General features: G+C 74.0%; 20 protein-coding genes. 9 read left to right on the top strand and 11 right to left on the bottom strand.

The features are described from left to right. Positions 1-26: 26 nt before the first annotated feature. The 3 genes from P3T41_RS32490 to mscL all read right to left on the bottom strand — a co-directional run bounded on the left by P3T41_RS32490 (position 27) and on the right by mscL (position 2,422). Positions 27-905 (bottom strand): MOSC N-terminal beta barrel domain-containing protein, encoded by an 879-nt coding sequence (locus tag P3T41_RS32490; RefSeq protein WP_280694181.1) that lies wholly within the window; start codon positions 903-905, stop codon positions 27-29. Between the two features lie 171 nt (positions 906-1,076). Continuing rightward, a complete protein-coding gene (locus tag P3T41_RS32485) occupies positions 1,077-1,751 on the bottom strand; it encodes a DUF6643 family protein (protein WP_280694180.1) in 675 nt (224 codons plus the stop codon). 227 nt (positions 1,752-1,978) lie between these two features. Then, positions 1,979-2,422: a large conductance mechanosensitive channel protein MscL gene (mscL, locus tag P3T41_RS32480; RefSeq protein WP_280694179.1), complete on the bottom strand. Its 444-nt coding sequence runs from the start codon at positions 2,420-2,422 to the stop codon at positions 1,979-1,981. A 417-nt stretch (positions 2,423-2,839) separates the two neighbouring features. Between mscL and P3T41_RS32475 the strand changes: the two genes are divergently transcribed. Together P3T41_RS32475 and P3T41_RS32470 are read left to right on the top strand one after the other, a co-directional pair. Next, entirely contained in the window at positions 2,840-3,784 is a 945-nt protein-coding gene (locus tag P3T41_RS32475; RefSeq protein WP_280694178.1) for a slipin family protein, read from the top strand. 27 nt (positions 3,785-3,811) lie between these two features. Further along, on the top strand, positions 3,812-4,465 hold the full coding sequence (locus P3T41_RS32470) for a thiol:disulfide interchange protein DsbA/DsbL (RefSeq protein ID WP_280694177.1): 654 nt from the start codon (positions 3,812-3,814) through the stop codon (positions 4,463-4,465). Between the two features lie 11 nt (positions 4,466-4,476). Here P3T41_RS32470 and P3T41_RS32465 read toward each other — a convergent pair whose 3' ends face one another. Then, positions 4,477-5,709 (bottom strand): glycosyltransferase, encoded by a 1,233-nt coding sequence (locus P3T41_RS32465; RefSeq protein WP_280694176.1) that lies wholly within the window; start codon positions 5,707-5,709, stop codon positions 4,477-4,479. A gap of 5 nt (positions 5,710-5,714) precedes the next feature. On the opposite strand from P3T41_RS32465, the gene P3T41_RS32460 reads away from it, so the two are divergent. Further along, entirely contained in the window at positions 5,715-6,512 is a 798-nt protein-coding gene (locus tag P3T41_RS32460) for an aspartate/glutamate racemase family protein (RefSeq protein ID WP_280694175.1), read from the top strand. A 35-nt stretch (positions 6,513-6,547) separates the two neighbouring features. On the opposite strand, the gene P3T41_RS32455 is transcribed toward P3T41_RS32460, so the two are convergent. Next, entirely contained in the window at positions 6,548-7,450 is a 903-nt protein-coding gene (locus P3T41_RS32455; RefSeq protein WP_280694174.1) for an alpha/beta hydrolase, read from the bottom strand. Positions 7,451-7,514: 64 nt separating this feature from the next. On the opposite strand from P3T41_RS32455, the gene P3T41_RS32450 reads away from it, so the two are divergent. Then, the gene (locus P3T41_RS32450) at positions 7,515-8,051 is read left to right on the top strand and encodes a helix-turn-helix domain-containing protein (protein WP_280694173.1); all 537 of its coding nucleotides are present in this window, start codon (positions 7,515-7,517) and stop codon (positions 8,049-8,051) included. 51 nt (positions 8,052-8,102) lie between these two features. Here the strand turns inward: P3T41_RS32450 and P3T41_RS32445 are convergent, their stop codons facing one another. The 3 genes from P3T41_RS32445 to P3T41_RS32435 form a co-directional block, all read right to left on the bottom strand. Further along, positions 8,103-9,131, bottom strand: a complete 1,029-nt coding sequence (locus tag P3T41_RS32445) for a polysaccharide deacetylase family protein (protein ID WP_280694172.1) — start codon at positions 9,129-9,131, stop codon at positions 8,103-8,105. Between the two features lie 135 nt (positions 9,132-9,266). Next, positions 9,267-9,620 carry a hypothetical protein gene (locus tag P3T41_RS32440; protein ID WP_280694171.1) on the bottom strand — a complete coding sequence of 118 codons (354 nt, stop codon included), beginning with the start codon at positions 9,618-9,620 and terminating at the stop codon, positions 9,267-9,269. 157 nt (positions 9,621-9,777) lie between these two features. After that, complete coding sequence (locus P3T41_RS32435; protein WP_348533715.1) at positions 9,778-10,293, bottom strand: PTS fructose transporter subunit IIA; 516 nt, start codon at positions 10,291-10,293, stop codon at positions 9,778-9,780. Between the two features lie 370 nt (positions 10,294-10,663). On the opposite strand from P3T41_RS32435, the gene P3T41_RS32430 reads away from it, so the two are divergent. The 3 genes from P3T41_RS32430 (at position 10,664) to P3T41_RS32420 (ending at position 13,729) form a co-directional block, all read left to right on the top strand. Then, positions 10,664-10,861 (top strand): DUF397 domain-containing protein, encoded by a 198-nt coding sequence (locus tag P3T41_RS32430; protein ID WP_221521773.1) that lies wholly within the window; start codon positions 10,664-10,666, stop codon positions 10,859-10,861. Positions 10,862-11,524: 663 nt separating this feature from the next. Further along, positions 11,525-12,019: a hypothetical protein gene (locus P3T41_RS32425; protein ID WP_280694170.1), complete on the top strand. Its 495-nt coding sequence runs from the start codon at positions 11,525-11,527 to the stop codon at positions 12,017-12,019. A 411-nt stretch (positions 12,020-12,430) separates the two neighbouring features. Next, complete coding sequence (locus P3T41_RS32420; protein WP_280694169.1) at positions 12,431-13,729, top strand: acyl-CoA dehydrogenase family protein; 1,299 nt, start codon at positions 12,431-12,433, stop codon at positions 13,727-13,729. 119 nt (positions 13,730-13,848) lie between these two features. Here P3T41_RS32420 and P3T41_RS32415 read toward each other — a convergent pair whose 3' ends face one another. Beyond that, positions 13,849-15,000, bottom strand: a complete 1,152-nt coding sequence (locus P3T41_RS32415; RefSeq protein ID WP_280694168.1) for an aminoglycoside phosphotransferase family protein — start codon at positions 14,998-15,000, stop codon at positions 13,849-13,851. A gap of 556 nt (positions 15,001-15,556) precedes the next feature. Here P3T41_RS32415 and P3T41_RS32410 point away from each other — a divergent pair. Next, a complete protein-coding gene (locus P3T41_RS32410; protein ID WP_280694167.1) occupies positions 15,557-17,038 on the top strand; it encodes a hypothetical protein in 1,482 nt (493 codons plus the stop codon). A 109-nt stretch (positions 17,039-17,147) separates the two neighbouring features. On the opposite strand, the gene P3T41_RS32405 is transcribed toward P3T41_RS32410, so the two are convergent. After that, positions 17,148-17,324, bottom strand: a complete 177-nt coding sequence (locus P3T41_RS32405) for a hypothetical protein (RefSeq protein WP_280694166.1) — start codon at positions 17,322-17,324, stop codon at positions 17,148-17,150. A gap of 151 nt (positions 17,325-17,475) precedes the next feature. Continuing rightward, the gene (locus P3T41_RS32400) at positions 17,476-17,826 is read right to left on the bottom strand and encodes a hypothetical protein (RefSeq protein ID WP_280694165.1); all 351 of its coding nucleotides are present in this window, start codon (positions 17,824-17,826) and stop codon (positions 17,476-17,478) included. Positions 17,827-18,146: 320 nt separating this feature from the next. Here P3T41_RS32400 and P3T41_RS32395 point away from each other — a divergent pair, with 320 nt between their 5' ends. Further along, on the top strand, positions 18,147-19,580 hold the full coding sequence (locus P3T41_RS32395) for a HEAT repeat domain-containing protein (protein ID WP_280694164.1): 1,434 nt from the start codon (positions 18,147-18,149) through the stop codon (positions 19,578-19,580). Positions 19,581-19,682: the final 102 nt, after the last annotated feature.

The following is a 19,682-nucleotide window of genomic DNA, read 5'->3' as shown; positions in this document are numbered from 1 at the left end:
AGCGTGCTTGCCTGGGCCTTCCGCTGCTAAGCGGCTGGGAGTCGCTCGCCCCGGGCCAGCACCGTGACCTGGTCGCCCACCCGCAGGGTGCCGAGCGCGGGCCCGGTCACCAGGTCGGGGCGGTCGGGAATCAGGTTGACGCCGAAGACCGCCTTCTTGTCGAAACGTCGGCGCTTGTTCAGGGTGCGCAGCGGCTCCTGGCCCAGCCGCTCGCCGCTCTCCTGGTCGGTGGTGGTCACGATGCAGCGCCCGCACAGCTTGACGGCGCGGAAGGTCAACTCGCCGACCCTGACCCGGCGCCAGCCCTCCTCCTCCCAGGGCTCGGTGCCGTCGATCACCAGGTTCGGGCGGAACCGCTCGGTGGGCAGGGCGGGCCGCTCGGCCTCGGCCAGCCAGGCGTTCAGCGCGGCCAGCGAGGCGGTGGTGGTCGCCAGCAGCGGGTAGCCGTCGGCCATGCTGACGGTCTCGCCCGGCGCGCCGAAGGCGGGATCGATCCGCCGGGCCAGCGGATCCTCCAGGCAGAGCAGCCGGACCTCGCCCAGCTCGTGCGGGCCCAGCCGCTCGGCGAACCAGAGCTGGGCCTTCGCTTCGGCCTCGACGGCGGCGAACCGGTTGCCCCACACGTCGCCCTCGGCGGGGATGGCGCCGTCCTGCGCCCGGGGCACGGGTATCCGCAGCTCGTCGCCCTCGGGGGAGGTGACCAGCAGGGCGTCGTCGTCGGCGAGTTCGATCCGGTACCGGGCGAGTTCGGGGAGGTCGCGCTGGGTGACGGCCAGGCCGCCCGGGCGGGCGAGCATCCAGCGCCGGTCTCCCCGCAGCCCCCAGGGTTCCACGACGGCGTGCGCGAGGTCCTGCCGGTACATCGATTTGACGGGGTATCGGTGCAGTCCGGTGAGGAGTGGCATGTGCCCATCCTGCCAGCTCGCGAAGGCGCTCCTGACCTGCCGCCGCCCGGTCGCCGGTTTCGGGCGAATACGCACGGGCCGCCCGGCACACCGTACTTCGGTGTTCCGGGCGGCCCGTGAATGACCGTCCCCCTGGTTGTCGCCTGCTCAGCAGACCGGCTGCCGCATGGCTCAGTAGGCCTGCCCCTGGTAGGGCTGGCCCTGCTGCGGCGCCTGGCCGAACTGCGGCTGGCCCATGGGCTGCTGCTGACCGAAAGGCTGCTGCTGGCCGAACTGCGGTTGGCCGAACTGCTGCTGACCGGCCGGTTGCTGCTGCCCGGCGTAGCCCTGCGGCGGTTGCGGGGCCGGCGCCTGCTGGCCGCCGAACTGCTGGCCCGGCTGCTGGAAGAACTGCTGCGGCGGCATCGGGCGGACCGGAGCCACCGAGGCGGGCGTCATCGGCCCGCTCGGCCGGAAGGCGCCCGGCTGCTGGTCCCAGGGCTGCGGCGCGGGCGGCTGGGCGTAGCCCTGCTGCTGCATCGGCGCGCCGGGCACCCGAGGACCGGGCACGTACGGCTGGCCGCCGAAACCGGGGCCGGGCTGCGCGCTCTGGTAGCCGGGGCTGCTGGGGCCCGGGCCGAGCGCCAGTCTGGCCGGCGGCAGGGCGGGGAGCAGGCTGGTCGACTCCAGTGCCGAGCCGCCGTAGCCGCCCGCCATACCGGGCGCCGGGGGGAGCGCGGCCGGCACGTTGATCGGCGCGATCTGGGGGACTCCGCGCTCTGCGACCAAGCTGTCGTAGATGGGCGTGCCCGACGAGAAGGACGGAGGGTAGTAACCGACTCCGTCGTAGGAGCGGGGCGAGGTCATGGGGCATACCGTAAGCCCAGAATGCGCCCCTGAGGAGTCTGGGAGGGGTGGCAGTTCGAGTGTTTACGCAACCTTCGCCAAGGCAAACCTGGCGAACGGTCAGAGAACGGACATTTTGCCGGTGTTTTTCGGTCAATCTCGGTCATGAGAACGGAGTGAGCCCCCCGCACCGGGGGGCTCACTCCGGCGCACGCCGTCATCGCGCGACACCGGCCTCGGGCCTCTGATCAGCTACGCTGCAGTGCCTGGGCGGGGAAACCCGGCTGCGCGACCACCTCGGCGGTGCAGAACGCGCAGCGCGAGGCGGCGGCCGGAATCCGGCTCAGGCACTGCGGGCAGTCCGCCTTGGCCGGCTCGGTCGCCTTCGGCTTCTCCAGCCGCGCCTGCAGCCGACCCACCGGCAGCACCACCGCGAAGTAGATCACCGCGCTCACCAGCACGAAGCTGAGCAGCGCGTTCAGGAACGCGCCGTACGGGAAGCTGGTCCCGGCGATCGCGAAGCTCTCCTTGGTGAAGTCGCCCACCGCACCCATCGCCACCCCGATCAGGGGCGTCAGGAATGCCGTGACGAAGCCGGTGACCACGGCGGTGAAGGCCGCGCCGATGACGATGCCGACGGCCAGGTCGACGACGTTTCCGCGCAGCAGGAAGCTGCGAAAGCCCTTGAACACGGCACTGACTCCAGGGGGATCACGCGGGGCGGTGGCCCGGCCCGCTTTCGGGGCTCATCCTGACCGGGCCGAGGCGCGGTGGTCCACTCAGGATCACCCGCTCTGCCCAATGCTGGTACGGAAGTTGACGTGCCGTCAGGCGATCCGCATACGCACCCGCCGGGTACGGCGGGGAGCAGCGGCGCAAGCGGGCGTGCGGGCGGGTGGTGGTCCTGGCCGCCACCGTGTTGACGGCTGCGGCGCTCGGGTCGGGCCGGTTGGGGAGGGACTCTCTCGGTCGGGACCACCGGCGATCCCGACCGAGGCCTGTCGCCCCGCCCTGGTCGGGCGCATACTGATCCGCACGGCGCGTGCCGTCCGACCGGACCTGCGGGGGCCCGGCGCGGCGGGCCGTCGGAGGGGATGGGCGAGTTCTCGATGCCTGGCGTGATCATCGCTGTGGTGGTGCTCGGGGTGCTGTTCCTGGCCAGCAGCGTCCGGGTGGTCCAGCAGTACGAACGTGGTGTGGTGTTCCGGCTCGGGCGGGTGCGCAGCAAGGTGCGCGAGCCCGGGCTGACGGTGCTTCTGCCGGTGGCGGACCGGATGCGCAAGGTCAATGTCCAGGTGATCACCATGCCGGTGCCGGCACAGGAGGGGATCACCAAGGACAACGTCACGGTCCGGGTCGACGCGGTGCTCTACTACCGGGTCGTCGAGCCGGTGCGCGCCACGGTGGACGTGCAGAACTACGCCTTCGCGATGCTTCAGGTCGCGCAGACCTCGCTGCGGTCGATCATCGGCAAGAGCGAGCTGGACGACCTGCTCTCCGGGCGTGAGCAGTTGCACCGCGGCCTGGAACTGATGCTGGAGAGCCCGGCGCTCGGCTGGGGTGTGCACATCGACCGGGTCGAGATCAAGGACGTCGCGCTGCCCGACTCGATGAAGCGCTCGATGGCCCGCCAGGCCGAGGCCGACCGCGAGCGGCGGGCCCGGATCATCACCGCTGACGGCGAGTTCCAGGCCGCCGCCAAGCTGGCCGAGGCGGCGCACACGATGTCCGAGACGCCGGCCGCGATGCAACTGCGGCTGTTGCAGACGGTGGTGGAGGTGGCGGCGGAGAAGAACTCGACGCTGGTGCTGCCGTTCCCGGTGGAGCTGCTGCGGTTCTTCGAGAACGCGGCGGGTCGGGCCGGTGCGGCCGGTGCTCCCCAGGCCGCCGCTGCCCAGGCCGCGGCCGCGGCCGAGGCCGTTGCCGAGCCGGTCGCCGCCGAGGCCGGTCCCGCCGCGGTCGACCAGGCCCCGGTGGCGCCCGCCCTGGAGGCCCGTCCGGATCAGCCGGCTACGCTCGATCGGGCGAACCTGAGCGAGGCAACTGGCCTGTAGCGCAGGGGAACTGGCACGGTGGCGGGCATGAAGCCCGTCACCCGTGCCGTTGTTCTGCTGGTCTCGGTCGCCTGCACGTTCGGCGCCGCCGTCCCCGTCAGCGATGCCGCATCCGCGGACACCGCGTATGTGAACCTGCGTCATCCGCAGCCGGTGCGCGACAAGGCCAAGCGTGAGGTGGTCGAGGTCTTCTGGTACGGCTGCGTGCACTCCCAGCTGCTGGAGCAGCCGCTGGAGCAGTGGGCCGCCCGGCAGCCCGCCGATGTGGTGCTGCGCCGGCTGCCCGCCGTGTGGCCCGGCGAGTCCGACCAGACGGTGGAGCGGGCGCACGCCCGGCTCTACTACACGCTGGAGCGGCTCGGCGAGGTGGACCGGCTGCAGGGCGCCGTCTTCCACGCCGTGCGCGACGAGCACCAGGACCTGACTACCGAGGCGGCCGCCGCCGACTGGGCGGTGAGCCAGCAGGTGGACCGGACCCGCTTCACCACCGCCTACGAGTCGGACCAGGTCGGCCAGGAGGTCGCGCAGGCGCCGAACGACCTGGCGCGCTACGAGATCACCGAGCTGCCGAGCGCCGTGGTGCAGGGGCAGTACCTCACCTCGCCGACCCGGGCGGGCGGGGTCGACGCGATGCCCCAGGTGCTCGACCAGCTGCTCGAGCGGGTGCGGGCCGGGCACTAGGCCCGGTCCGGTCAGTAGGTCCGGCCCTTCCAGGCCGCGCCCCGCCCCCGGTAGTGCTGCACCGCGGAGTCCACCGTCATCAGCAGGTAGAGCAGCGCGGTGAACGGAAGCAGCAGCGCGGCCGGGGCGGGCCGGTCGTAGTAGCGGGTCATCGGCAGGTAGGTGGCGGTCATCAGCGCCCAGGCGGCGGCCCCGGTGGCGAGCAGCGGCCAGGCACCGGTGGCCAGCCCCGCGACGGTCGCCACCGGCGGCACCAGGTAGATCAGGGCCAGTCCCAGCACCGTGCCGAGCAGCAGCGGCGGCGAGTGCCGCAACTGCGCGTACGCGCTGCGCGAGACCATCCGCCACAGCGGCGCCAGCCCGGGGTACGGGCGCACGCTGCGCACTGCCAGCGTCTCGGTCCGCTCGGCCAGGCCCAGCCAGGTCCGCCCGCCGGCCCGCTTGACGGCGCGGGCCAGCGAGACGTCGTCGATCACCGCACCGCGGATCGCTGCCACCCCGCCGGCGCGTTCCAGCGCCGCCCGGCGCACCAGCGAGCAGCCGCCGGCCGCGGCGGCCGTCCGGCTGCCGGGGCGGTTGCTCCGGCGGAACGGGTAGAGCTGGGCGAAGAAGTAGACGAAGGCCGGCACGATCAGCCGCTCCCAGCCGGTCTCGGTGCGCAGCCGGGCCATCTGCGAGACCAGGTCGAGCCCCTGGGCCTGGGCGCCGGCCACCAGCGCGGCCAGCGTCTGCGGGCCGTGCGCGATGTCGGCGTCGGTGAGCAGCAGCAGTTCCACGTCGCCCGTCTCGCAGGCCAGTTCGACGCCGTGGCGGACCGCCCAGAGCTTGCCGGTCCAGCCGGCCGGCAGCGGCGGCGGGGTGGTGACGGTCAGCGGTAGGCCGTCGGGGATCTCGGCGGCCAGCTCGCGCGCCACCTGCGCCGTGCCGTCGGAGCTGTGGTCGTCCACCAGGATCACCCGGGCCCGCCCGAGGTACTTCTGCCCCAGCAGCCCCGGCAGGCTCAGCGGCAGCACGGCGGCCTCGTCCCGGGCCGGCACCACGATCGCGACCTCCGGCGGCCGATCCGGATCGGTGCGGTCCGGCGGCAGGCGCACGTCGGTGCGCCAGAAGAGCCCCTGGCAGCAGGTCAGCCAGAGCCAGCAGAGCAGCGACAGTCCGGTCACTCCGGTCAGCACGGTCACTCCGGCAGTCTGCCGCAGCGGCACCGCCTGGGCGGGCAGCCTGGCCGGATCGGCTAGGGTCATATGTCGTGAAGATCGCACTGATTGACTCCGGAATCGGCCTGCTCCCGGCGGCGGCCGCCCTGCGGACCCTGCGTCCGGACGCCGATCTGGTGCTCTCCAGCGACCCCGACGGCATGCCCTGGGGCCCGCGCACCCCCGCCGACCTCACCGAACACGCGCTGGCCTGCGCCCGGGCCGCCGCCGCGCTGGGTCCGGACGCGCTGGTGGTCGCCTGCAACACCGCCTCGGTCCACGCGCTGGCCACGTTGCGCGCCGAGTTGGAGCCCGAGTTGCCGGTGATCGGCACCGTCCCGGCGATCAAGCCGGCCGCCCTGGCCGGCGGCAAGGTCGCGATCTGGGCCACCCCGGCGACCACCGGCAGCGCCTACCAGCGCGGGCTGATCGCGGAGTTCGGCGGCGACGCGGAGATCACCGAGGTCAGCTGCCCGGGCCTGGCCGACGCCGTGGAGCACGCCGACGAGGACGCCCAGCGGGCGGCGATCGCCGCGGCCGCCGCGCTCACGCCGCCCGGGACCACTGACATCGTGCTCGGTTGCACGCACTACGAGCTGGTCGCGGAGCCGATCCGGGCCGCCGTCGCGTCCGTCGCGCACCCGGACCTCGTGCTGCACGGCTCGGCCGACGCCGTCGTGGCCCAGGCGCTGCGCCGGGTGCCCGCCGAGGCCCTGGCCCGCACCGGCGGCGGCACCCTGACCGTGCTGCAGACCGGCCGGGTCAGCCAGCTGCCCACGGCCGCCACCCGCTACCCGCAGGCGCTGCTGACGGCGGGGACCGCGGTCGGCGTGCGCGGCATCAGCGGTTGAGCGCGTGCGGCAGCAGGGGCTGACCGTGCGCGGCATCAGCGGCTGAGCAGGTCCTCGATCGCCCGCAGCACGGCATCCTGGCGCTCCTCGTGCAGCCAGCCGTGCCCGGCATCCGTGACCACCCGGTGCTCGCCGTGCGACACCGACGCGGCCAGCTCGGCGTGCAGCCGCTGCTTGCGCTCGTTCGTCAGGCGAACGACCTCCTCGGACCACATCTGCGACTGGTTGGCGTCCGGGCCCAGCGCGCTGATCACGATCATCGGGACATCGGGCAGCGCCGGCCCGTCCCGGAGCTCGTCGGCGACCACGTCGTAGAGGTTCCTGCTCTCCAGCAACCCGGTCCGCCAGGCGCTGAGGTGATGCTCGATCAGCGGCTCGCGCACCGCCTCCGGCCAGCTCGCGAAGTGCTCGCGCAGCACCTCGCGGGAGCGCTGGACCTGCTCCTCGGTCGCCTCGGGCAGCTCCAGGTCCTTCAGCTCGGCCAGCCGGTCCAGCACCTCCTGCGGCGCGCCGGTGGTGAGGTCCTCGTGGAACGGGTCCAGCAGGAGCAGGCCGGCCACCTCGAGGGGGAAGCGCTGTGCGAAGCGGCGCGCATGGGCGCCGCCCAGCGAGTGGCCGACCAGCAGGTAGGGGCCGGGCAGGCCGGCCACGTGCAGCAGCTCGCGCAGTTCGTCGGCGACCTCGGCGGCGGTGCGGGGCAGTTCGATCCAGTCGCTCCAGCCGGTCCCCGCGCGGTCGTAGAGCACGCTGGTGGTGAGCTCGGCGGTGCGGTGGTGCAGGTTCAGGTAGTCCAGGCCGACCAGGTTGGCGCCCGGGAGGACGACCACGGTCGGGCCGCCGCTGCCGGAGCGGTGCAGCAGCAGCCGCTGGCCCCCGACCTCGTACCGGCGTCCCAACGGCGGTGTCTCCAGTGGCGAGTCCAGTGGTGCCTCTGACATGGGTCCTCCCCGTGATGAACGGTCTCAACTTTGAGAAAGGTATCGAAGGTGAGACCGTGTGTCCATGGACACCGTGGACCTGCTCCTGCATCCCGTGCGGCTGCGCCTCGTGCACGCCCTGTCGGGCGGGCGGACGCTGACCACCTCTCAGCTGTGCGCCCTGCTGCCCGATGTCTCGAAGGCCACCGTGTACCGGCACGTCGGACTGCTCGCCGAGGGCGGCCTGCTGGAGGTGGCCGAGGAGCACCGGGTGCGCGGCGCGGTCGAACGCGAGTACCGGCTGCGCCGGGAGCGGGCGGTGATCGGGGCCGGCGCGGCCGCGGCGGCCTCCCGCGACGACCACCGGCGGATCTTCGCGGTGGCGATGGCCACGCTGCTGGCCGAGTTCAACGCCTACCTGGACCGGGACTCCGCCGACCCGGCCGCCGACCTGGTCGGCTACCGCCAGCACGCGCTCTGGCTCAGCCCGGCCGAGCTGGCCGAGCTGATCGGCGAGTTGCGCGCCGCGATCGTCTCCCGGATCGGGAACGAGCCCGCACCCGAGCGCACCCGGCACCTGCTCAGCCCGATCATGTTCCCGGCCGAGCAGTCACCGGAGTGAGAGCGGCGCGCGATCGGCGTGCGACCGCGCGCGAGCAGCGCCGGCGAAGCGTCAGACGCCCCGCCAGCGCCGTACGGCCGGGTGCAGTCCCGACAGCACCGCCTCGAACTCGGCCTTGTCGCAGCTCGCGTCGACCGGCAGCCGGCTGACCCGCAGCGCCTCGCGGGGCAGCCGCGGGCTGAGGCGGTGGTCGCTCACGAAAGCGGTGGGGTAGCCGAGTTCGGTCAGCAGCCGGGCGGCGCGCGGGTCGTGGTTGCCGCTGGGGTAGGCGAAGGCGCTGGGGGCGCCGCCGAGCCAGTCGGTCAGGGCCTGGTGGGCGGTGCGGATCTCGACCTGCACGGTGGCGTCGTCGCAGCGCCGCAGGTCGGCGTCGCCCAGGGTCTGGTTGCCGATCACCACCTGACCGGCGGTCAGGCGGCGCAGCTGTTCCGGCGTCAGGCGTTCCCGTCGCGGCGGCCGGGCGGGCGAGCTGACCCGCAGTTCGTGCAGGCTGCGGCGCCGGTCCGGGTCGGGCAGCGCGGCGAGCCGGGCCAGCCGCCCGGCGAGGCCGTCGCCGGTGACGGACCGGGCGTGGCCGCCGTTGGCGAGCAGGAACGCGGCCTCCTGGCGCCAGGACGGACGGTCGGTGCCGATCAGCTCGGTGACCACGAAGGCGACCGCGGGCAGCCCGCGTGCCGCCAGCGCCGGCAGCGCGTGGTCCAGCACGCCGCGATCGGCGTCGTCGAAGGTGATCAGCACGCTGCGCGGCGGCAGCGGCCGGCCCTCGCGCACCGCCTGCTCCAGGGCGGGCAGCGAGATCGGCACCGCGACCCGGCACAGCCGGTCCAACTGGGCGCCGAAGGCCCGGCGATCGGTCACCCGGCGGTAGGCCAGCACCACCAGCCGGCGGGCCGCGTGCGCGCGGAAGAGCGGCTGTGCCGGCGAGTGGCGCAGCCAGTGGACCAGCCGGTCGGCGGCGGCCGGCGCGGGCACCTCGCTCGGCGTCCTGTACTCCTGCGTCCTGTACTCCTGCGTCGTGAAGTCCTGCGTCGTGAAGTCCGGTGTCCTGAAGTCCGGTGTCCTGGTGTCCGGTCGCGGCACGGGTGCCCCCAAGGCATGGCCGGGCGCACCCGGCGAGAGATCGCTCGATGTACTACGGACTCCCAGGTCCTGCGGATGGTTGTACGCGACAGGACCGACACCGAGGCAGAAGTCGGTGCGGGCGGCGCGGTGCGGCTACGGCTGCCGGTCGCGGAACCAGCGCGCCGTGCGGGCCGGCCCCACGCGCACCGGCACCGGCGCCGGTGCCAGGTCGGGGAACAGCTCGCGCCGCCGCCCGATGCCCGCCACCGAGTCACGCACGTCGCCGGCTCTGGGCTCGATGTACGTCACCTCCAGCGGCCGCCCGAGGACCTCGCCCCGGTGGCGGGGCAGCGGATCGGCCGGCGAGCGCGACGCAAGCTCGTCGGCGCCGCCGATGCCCGCCTCGAGCAGGGCCGGATCCAGGATCGAGCCCTTGAACAGGGGCACCGCGAGCCCGACCTGGTCGGCCCCGATGAACCCGGCTCCGCCGGTGATGACCACGCACATGACGAGGTTCCTCCGGGCGTTCGGGGACAGGTCGGGCGGTCGGACGCGGCTGATCGTAGCCGACCGGACACGTTCCGTGTAGTCCCTCAACGGGCTGTTCATCTGATCGTTCGCCAGCGGTGGCGCCCCGACCACCCGGCGGCCCGATCGATCGCACTCAGAGCTTGCGCTGCCGGTAGGTCTCCTCCGCCGCCTCGACCACCGCCGCCAGATCCCCGCCCGCCGAGGCGGTCTGCACGGCGACCACCGCGCCCTCCACGAACGGCGCGTCGGCGAACCGCACCGGGAACGGCAGCCCGTGCTCGTCGGCGGCCGCCAGCACCGCCAGCACCACTTGGACGGCCGACGGCAGATCGGCCAGCACCGCCACCCCGTGCCCCTGGTCCACCCGGCGGGCCGCGGCCGCGATCAGCAGCGCACTGCTGCCCAGGCCGTCGCCGGGGTGCCCGCCGGTGGCCGCCACCGCGGCCGGGTCGTCGGTCGGCGACACGGCCTTGGCCAGGTCGGCGGTGTCCTGCGCGAGGTCCCGGCTGTGCGAGACCAGTACCACGCCGACCCGGCCCAGCGCGGCCGACCGGATCGGCGACTGGCTCGGTACCCGGGCGGCCGAGGGCGCCTCCCCGATCGGGATGACATCCGCCCCGCCTGTGCCCCGAGGGCTGATCTGTCCCATCGGCTGCTCCCTCCCAGCTCTGCTGCCTGCGACCGTGCCGACTCTCGCTGCCCACTCTCGCAAACCGGGCGCGCCGCTCCCGCCCGCCGCGCCGGAAGGCGATGCGTCCCAGGGCGTGTCTCGCTGACTCCCGCCAGGCGCGAACCAGCGAGACGCGTCCTAGCACGCCGCCGCCGCCCGCGGCGCCCGGTCCGCGTGGACTCCGCTCGACCGGAGGAGTCCCGAAGAGCGTGGCCCGGGCGGCGGTGCGGACGGATACGCTGACCACCCTGAAGGACGTTCGGGAGGAGCAGGACCAGTGACAACCGAGACCAGCGCAGACGAGACCGCCCAGGGCGGCCCGGCCGTCCCGCCGGCGCGCAAGCCCAAGTTGGACACGACCGGGGCCGAGTGGCTCTCCGCCAAGCAGGAGGACGGCTCGCCCGGTGACGTCCAGATCGCCTTCGTGGACGGCTACATCGCGATGCGCGACGGCCGCTTCCCGGACGGGCCGGTGCTGGTGTTCACCCCGGAGGAGTGGCGGGCCTTCGTGCTCGGCGCCCAGGACGGCGAGTTCGACCTGACCTGAGTTCAGCTCGACTCCCAGGGCCGCCGGTTCCCGAGACCGGCGGCCCTTTCGTCTGCCGGTTCGTACGCCGGTTCGTCTGCCGGGTCGCGCTCGAAAAGCAGCCAGGCGCCGTGCCGACCGCCCCCACGCGGTCGTGCACGGCGCCTGCTGTACGGCCCGGTTCGCGAAACCGGGCTCCTCCGGCTGTCCCCGATGCCGGTCCGCGAAGACCGGCGCCGCCGGGAGGCAGGTGACGGGGCCGCGAGGGCCCAGGCCACCGGTGCCCGGGATCCGAACGCCCCCACGCGTCGGTGTCCCGGGCGCGGTCCGTGGGTGCGACGGAGTCGGGGAACCCACGAACCAGGCTTTGGGTGAAGGGTTGCGAAGCTTGAAAACGTTGCATGGATCAACGAACTGCGTTGGTGCACAAGAACCGCAGCCGCTGCACGACCTGTGCCAAGGGTGGCAAGGGTGGATGGGCGCATGCGAATGCGCCACAGCAGGCCACCCCCACGTGGAACGGGTCCACAGCAGCTGCCGTACATCCGCGACCGTAGCCCGGACGGTTGCTCAGCGTCAACATTCGTCTCGGAGCGTGGAGCTCGCGCATTTGTGAACGCTCGGCGAGCGCGCCTCGGCGCCGCCCCGTGCGGTCGCGCGCCCCCGGGCACGTACGATGGCGACATGTCATTTCTCCGCCGACGCTCCGGCACCCCCGCGGGCCCGGACTTCGACGTCCTCGCGATGGACCCGGGCGACTGGCCCGGCCTCTTCGGCGCCGCGGTGATGACCGGCCCGGACGGCTCCTGCCAGGGGATCTTCCTGCGCTACGACCTGTTCGGCGGTCGCGGCCCGGCGATGTTCATCGGCAACCTGCCCGAGAGCTCGCCGGCGCGGGACCCCGAGGACGGGGTGCCGTTCGAGATCAGACAGCTCCTCGCGGCACTCGAACTGGAAGAGCCGGTGGAGTTCGTCTCGGCCGAGGACTTCCCGGTGATGCTCGGCGACGACCTGCTGATCGTGAAGAAGGTCAAGGTCTCCGAGGAGCGGGTGTTCTGCGCCCAGTTCGACCGCAGCGACCAGGTCCAGGTCACCATCGCCAGTTGGGACCGACCGATTGCGGACGACCTCTACCAGTTGCTCAAGCCGCTGCCCGCGGACCTGTTCCAGCAGGGCTGAGAGCCGCCGCGCAGTCGGGTCACACCGCCGGCGGTGCGATCGCTGTTCGGGCGTTGCTTGACGGTTTCGATCATTGCTTCGTACAGTCACCAGCATGCCGTCCCGCCGCCCGCTGCTGGTCCGCCGCAGCTATCTGGACCTGCGGCGGACCGCCAGCGCGCTCTGTCGCTAGGTCCTGTCGTCAAACCCCCTTCTGCTCGGCGACGCCAAGCCGCCCTACGGGCGAACGAAGAGGGTTTGACGACAGGCCCCAGGGCCGCGCGGGTCCCGACCGACCCGCGCCCCGGCCGAGGACGACCGCGCTGCCCCGATGCCAGATCGGCCGCGCCTCGCGTTCCCGCACGCCCCACCGCCGTGCAGCCGACGCCGGCTGCCGAGCCCCCACGCCGGCCGCCCGGAGGCAGCAGCGCCATGACCGCTCGAACCGACCGTTCCGACCGCACTGACCGTTCCGACCGTTCTGACCATGCGTCAATCTCCGACAGCCGTACGCCGTCGGACGTCCCGGCGCCGGCGGCCGAGGCGCTGGCCAGGCTGCCCCGGGTGGTGGACCTGCTGGCCGCGCGGGCCGAGGAACACGACCGGGACGCGACCTTCCCGTATCAGGGCATCGAGGCGGTGCACGAGGCCGGCCTGCTCACCCTGACGGTCGGTCAGCGCTTCGGCGGCCCGGGCGGCACGCTCGCCGACACCGTCCGGGTGCTGGCCGAACTCGGCCGGGGGGATGCCTCGGTGGCCCTGGTCACCGCGCACACCCTGCTGCTGCACGCCGAGCAGGACCGCACCGGGGGCTGGCCGGCCGCGGCCTACCGTCGCCTGCTGACCGAGTCCCGGCGCGGGCCCGCGCTGGTGAACACGCTCGATGCCGAGGCCCCCATGACCGATCCGCGCGACGCCGATCCGCGCGATCTCGAACCGGGCCGGCGGCCGCTGCTGGCCCGGCGGAACGGGGCCGGCTGGCAGCTGAACGGCCGTCGGAGCGGCTGTACCGGCGCCGAGGCGCTGGCCTGGCTGGTGGTGCGGGCGATCACCGACGAGGCGGCGCCGCGTACCGGCCTCTTCCTGGTCCGGGATGAGAGCCCGGGAGTCGAGGTCGACCCGGTCGGCGACCAGGTGGGCCTGCGGGCCGCCGCGGGCCACGACGTGGTCTTCACGGAGGTCGCCGTGGCCGCCGAGGCGGCGCTCGGGCTGCGCCCGCTGGACGCCGCGCCCGACCCGGCGGGCGTCACGGCCGCTGAGCTCAGTGCCGCGTGGCGGGACCTGGCGCTCGCGGCGGTGCAGCTCGGCGTGGGCCGGGCCGCCCTGGACTGGCTGGTCGGGTTCCTCAGCCGGCGCACTGCGGCCGACCTCGGCGAACCCCTGGGCGGGCTGCCGCGGTACCAGGTGGGTCTGGGCGAGGTGGCGAGCGCGCTGGTCGGGGCGGAGGAGCTGGTGGTGGGCCTGGCGGCCCGGATCGATGCGGGCGAGAGCGGCACCGCGGCCCGGACCGGCGCGGCTCGGCTGCTCGCCGACCGCGCGGTGGTCGACGCGGTGCAGCGGGCCGTGGCGCTCACCGGAGCGCCGGGGCTGAGCCGGCGCCACCCGTTGGAGCGCTACCTGCGCGACGCGCTCAGCGGCCGGCTGGACGGGTGCGGCGAGGAGCGGGTGCTGGCCGAGGTCGGCCGCGCCGCCCTGCTGGCCGGCGCGGCCCGGCCCCGCGGCGCGGCCTGAGCCCTGCGCCGACGCCTGTCGGGCCGGCGCCGACGCTGGTCGGGCCGGCGCCGACGCTGGTCGGGCCGGCGCCGACGCTGGTCGGGCCGCGGCTGACGCCGAGGCCCCGGCGGCGCCGCTCAGCGGGTCCCCACCGCGGCCCGCACCGCGCGGCGGGCCAGCGCCGCGTCGTCGTACAGCCGACGGATCATCAGCCGCTGCTCCTCACCGGCACCCGGCACGTCGTAGATCCGCAGCTCGCGCATCAGCACCAGCACCAGGTTGACCAGGAACGCGTCCCGGGCCACCGTGCCGCCGACCTGGGCCAGTTGACTGATCTGGCGCCGGGCCGCGGTGTCCCCCGAGAGCACGCTCCACAGCACTGCCAGGTCGTAGCCGGGCAGGTACCAGCCGGCCTGCTCCCAGTCGAGCACCACCGGTCCTGAGGGGGCCAGCATGATGTTGCTGAGCAGCGCGTCGCCGTGGCACAGCTGCCAACCGGTGTGCGAGAGGCCGTACATCAGCTGTCGCAGGTCGCCCGCGTCCCGGTCGGTCAGCTGCCCGACCGAGTGGTACCGGCCGATCTCGAACTGGTAGTCGAGCGGCTGGTGGAAGACGTCGACCGGCGGGCGCCACAGGTTGAGCGAACGGATCGAGCCCAGGATCGCGCGCACCTCGCCGGGCGTCGGCGCGTTGGCGGGGTGGCGTTCGACTGCGGCCGGCCGGCCCGGGATCCGCTCCAGCACCAGCACGCAGCGGTCGTGGTCGGCCGCCACCAGGCGCGGCATCCGCACCGGCGGACGGTGCCGCACGAAGGTCCGGTAGATCGCCACCTCACGGCGGAACCGCTCCACCAGCACGGCCCGCCGGTCGCTCTGCACCGCCTGCGGGGAGAGGCACTTGGCGACCACGGCGGTGCGCCCGATCAGCCCGGTGATCAGGATGTGCGCCCCGTCCTCGCGCAGCACCTGACGCGCCGAGAAAGCGGGACATATCCGGGTGATGTGGGCGAGCGCGGCCCGCACGGCCGGGGTGGCGAGGGCGGCGGTGTCCACCCGGCCCCAGCCCTCGGCCGCCGGGGCACCCAGGCCGTTGGTGCCGGCGTACTGGGGCGCACGGGGGCGCAGCAGGCGCTCACCGGCGCGCGGCAGATGGGCGGGTGCCTCGATCCGCCCGGCGGGACGGGCGGGGACGGCAGGCTTCGGCCCGGGCCGGCGGACCGCCACGGAGGACGGCGGTCGCTGCGGGATGCCGGTCCGGGGCGCGGTGGGGGAAGTCGCGGAGGAGTACATGAGGGGGAGGGATTCCCTTCCTTGCCGACGGCATATGACAGCCAAGGCGGCGGCCCTGGCGGGGTCAGACGGTGGTGCCGTGGAGCCCGGTCGTAACCCTGTACGACCTGGCTCGCCAGCGTGTGCGACGGCGCACCTGGGGCGTGCTCCGGCGTACCCGGTTGCGGTGACCGCCCAAGGGGGGGTGGGACGGACGGCCGGTGGCGCTGGGCGGAGCGGGTGCCGGGACCGGCCGGCCGAACGAGCCAACGCACCCTGGGGAAATGCGCTGGTCCGTGCGGTCGGCCGGGCCCGGCACCGACGCGCCACCCGGTCACGCCACCCCCCTTCGCCAGGCCGGTGGGCGGCCCGTCGACGACCCTGGGATCCCTTCCCCGGCCGCTGTTTCCAGGGCTCGGAGCGATCCCGAGCCCCGGGTGGGGGTTGCGCATCTCTACCTGACACCCCGGACGCACTGGCTTTCCAGCTGGCGCACCCTGGCGGACCGTGGCGAATGCTCGCCTGGCATGTGACAGGCCATTAGGCTCGAACCAGCCGAGGAGCCTGGGGGCTTGATGTGAGCAGTGGATCCAACACCAGACTCGCTGACCTGTTCGCCCTGACCGGTTGGTCGAAGGGGGAGCTGGCCAGGCTTGTCAACCGGCGCGGTGCGGCGATGGGGCAGCAGCAGCTGTCCACCGACACCTCGCGGGTGCGGCGGTGGATCGAGCGGGGCGAGATCCCGCGCGATCCGGTGCCGCGGGTGCTGGCTGCGGTGTTCACCGAGCGGCTCGGCCGTGTCGTCTCCATCGAGGACCTCGGTCTGGCGCGACACCGGCGATCAAGTTCGGCCAAGGCGGGTGCTGCCGAGGCCGAGGAGCCGGAGCGGACGGCCGAGATCCTCACCGAGTTCACGGGAATGGATCTCATGCTCAACCGACGCGGACTGGCCGATACCGCCACGGAGATGCCGGGCGCCTCCGTCATCCCCGACTCCCTCTACCGCTGGCTCGCCGGTGACGACGTCGCCTACGCGGCGGCGCGCCCCGGGCCGCGCCAGGTGATCACCGGCACCCCGGGCCGACCGATCGTGGACGTCTACGAGCCGGGCCCCGCGGGCCAGGAGGAGGTCGCGGCGCTGGAGTGCTCGTTCGAGGTCTTCCGGGCCTGGGACGCCTCCCGCGGGGGCGGGTTGCAGCGCAAGGCGGTGATCGGCCAACTCAACGAGGTGGGCGGGCTGCTGACCCACCGGCATCCGCCCGAGCTGGCCCGGCGGCTGTGGCTGGTGGCGGCCAACCTGGCGGCGCTGGCCGGCTGGATGTCACACGACGTGGGCCTGGAGTCGACCGGGCAGCGCTACTTCGTGATCGCCGCGCAGGCCGCCAAGGAGGCCGGTGACCGGCCGCGGGCCGGTGAGGCGATCTCGCGCTGCGCCCGTCAGCTGCTGCACCACGGCCGGGCCGCCGAGGCGTTGGACCTGATGCGGATGGCCCACGCCGGCGCCGGTCCCGGCACGGGGCCGCTGACCCGGGCGATGCTGAACACCGTGGAGGCCTGGGCGCAGGCGTCCCTGGGCCGCACCCAGGAGGTGGCGCGGCTGCTCGGCGAATCGGAGGAGTACTACACCCAGGGCGCCGGGGACCCGCAGCCGAGCTGGATGCAGGTCTTCAACGAGGCCGAGCTGCACGGCATGCAGTCCCTGGTCTACCGCACGCTGGCGGAGCACGATCCGAATGCCGCCGAGCTCGCCGTGGCGCATGTCCGGGCCGCGATCCGGCTGCGCGCGGGGCAGGGCCAGGAGCGCTCCACGGTGCTGGACCTGGTCACGCTCGCCTCGGTGCACTGGCTCACCGGGGAGCCGGAGGAGGCCCAGCGGCACACCCGCCAGGCGCTGACACAGATCGGCGACACCTCGTCGCACCGGACCTGGGACCGGCTCTACCGGATGGACCGGCTGGCCGCCCGCTACCAGGCGCTGCCGGGAGTGGCCGAGCTGCGAGCCGAGCTACGGGCCGAGATCAGGGCGGCGGTGCCGCCGGCCCGCCGCCCCGCTGACTGATCCAATGGTCGCTTGATGAGGTTCTCCTCCGCTACGGGCGGGTGCCACCTCGTACCTCGGCGACCCCCACCCTTCGCTGCGTCGAACCTCAGCCGCTCGGGTGTCAGGCTCAGAGGGTGTCGACGGCGGCGCTGTGCACCTGGTCCCAGGCCTCCTGGACGTAGCGCTCGCGCTCGACCAGGGTCAGCGTGGGGAAGTACTCCTTCAGCCGCTCCACCACGATCTGCTCGGGCTCGTGGCACTCGTGCAGCAGGAACGCGGCCTTGTGAAGAATCTGGCTGTCCATGGAACGGTCCTCCCTAGGTGCAGGTCCGCCCTGTGCCGACGCTGCGCCGCACAGCATATGTCGCGCGGGGGAGCCGCCGATCGCGCAGGGCGGCTCGACACGAGGCGGCCCGAGCGCGCGCGGGGCGGACCCGCTCGGAGCGCGGGTCAGCTCAGCAGGCGCGGATCAGCATCCGCAGCGAGACCACCTGACCGTCCGGGCCGAGCACCGGGCGCCCCGAGCAGTGCACGGCCGCGCCGGTGCCGCCCGGCTGGTGGATCCGGACCACGCCGTCCAGCGGGCGGCCGTGCACCAGGGCCTCGGTCATCATCCGGCTGAGTGCCGGACGATCCTGCGGGACCAGCTGGCCCGGCAGTTGATCGAGCGTCAACGGACCGAGGCCGGGGTCGCGGGCCAGTATGGGGTAGGCCTCGGCGGTCCAGCTCACGGTGTCCTGGACCAGGTCCCACTCCATGGCGGCCGTGGCCTTGGCCGGAGGTGCGGTACGCAGGGGGAGACTCATCGGCGGTCCCACGGGGGCTTGGTGGCGGTGGCGGGCGGGGTCGGGGGAGTGGTGAGACGACTGTTGCACAGCCTCACGCTCCGTGTGGGAAGAATGGCAGAAACGGAGCGAACTTTCATCTGGCATATGCCGAGCGGGCATTCGAAGATCCGGTAGTCGCCCGGGACGGAACCGGATCGGATTGAGGTGTGTGCGTCACGGGCAGGCAGGCGGTAACCTACGGTGATTCCGGCGCCCGGGCGCCCGCCCAGCGTGACCACCAGACCCCCGGCGACGGAAATCCCGTTGCCTCGACGACCGCCGCAACGGATGCTGACCTCATGTTCGAGCCCGTGATAGCCCCCAGCAACAGCCTCCTCGGCCTGCTCCAGCGAGGACGCGGTGACGGGCAGTTGCATGCGCTCGCAGCCGACCGTGACGAGGCCATCGCCGCCCTGGAGGAGTGCGTCACCAGCGACCCCCGCGGCGACTGGCAGGTGGAGAACCGCTCCCTTTACTACGCCCGCGTCTTCATGGAGCTGGAAGCCCCGCTCGGCGGCATCGAGCGGCACCTGGGCCACCCCGACGACCTGCTCGACCTGGACGAGCAGCGCACCGGCCTGGCCCTGGCCGTCCTCGGCCACCTGGCCGGCTACGGCCGCCGCGACGCCCTGCTGCTGCTCCGCCAGTACGCCGCCACCGGCGGCAACTGGGCCTGGGCGCTGGACGAGCTGGGCCTGCGCGACGAGGACGCGGCGCTGCTCGCGCTGGCTCCCGCCGTGCTGCGCCGCTTCCCCGAGACCCCGCAGGGCGAGGCCGACCTGCGGGCCGCGATCCGCGCCGCCTACGAGCCGCGCCCCTGGCGCCTGTGGGCCGAGCGGCATCCGCGGGTCGCCGCGGCCGGCGAGCAGTCCCCCTTCGACCTCTGGCAGCGCCAGCTGGGCCGCAGCCAGGTCACCCCGGGCTGGAGCGTGGCCGACGTGCTCGCCTGGGCCGACCAGGCCGACAGCGTGGTGCGCCCGGACTCGGCCGCCGTCGAGCGCCGGGCCGCGGCCGCCGCCCGCTGTCTGGCCGCGGTGGCCCGCCCCGAGGACCGCGACACCCTGCTCGCCGCCGCCCGCGACGGCGCCGAGGGCGCCCGCCGGGCCGCCCTGCGCCACCTGGTCGACCAGGACGACGAGGCGCTCACCGAGCTGATCGAGGCCGCGGCCGCCGATGCCGACCAGCGGGCGGTCCGCGCCGCGCTGGACGCGCTGGCCAGGATGCGCGGGCCGCGCGCACTGGCCCGGGCCCGCCGCTGGGCTGACCCGGCCACCGGGGGCGCCGACAGCGTGCTCGGCGAGGCCGCCGTGCTGCTGCTGGCCGACATCGGCGAGCCGGCCGACGCCCCCGCCGTGGTGGCCGGTCTGCGGCACCGGGTGCTGCTGCACGGCGTCCGCGACGCGGGGCTGGCGGGCCTGGTGGACGGCGCGGGGCGGCTGGCCGCCGTGGAAGCCGTCCCGATCCTGCGCCACATCTACGGCGAGGCCGCCTCCTCCGACCTGCGCGGACGCGCCGCCCGAGCGCTGGCCGCGACCGATCGCCACTTCGCCAGCGGTGTCGCCGTCGAGTGTCTCTGGGACTGCGAGGAGGCCACCCGCGAGCTCGCCGCCCGCCACGTGGTGACCACCGGTGACGCCAGGGTGCTGGAACGCCTGCGCCGGCTGGCCGCCGACCCGGCCGAGGAGGCCGAGGTGCACGCGGCGGTGCGCGGCCGGCTCACCGCGAGGGGCTAGGGCCTGCACGGCGGATCTTTCCGGGCCCGCGACGCCGGGCATCCCGGCTGGACGCACGCCCGAATCGCCCAAGTACGTCCAGTACGAGGACGACTCGGGCGC

The sequence above is a fragment of the Kitasatospora sp. GAS204B genome (genome assembly GCF_029892155.1).
Lineage (GTDB): Bacteria > Actinomycetota > Actinomycetes > Streptomycetales > Streptomycetaceae > Kitasatospora.
Note: the sequence above shows the minus strand (reverse complement) of the source record. Positions and strands in the feature narration are given on the sequence as shown.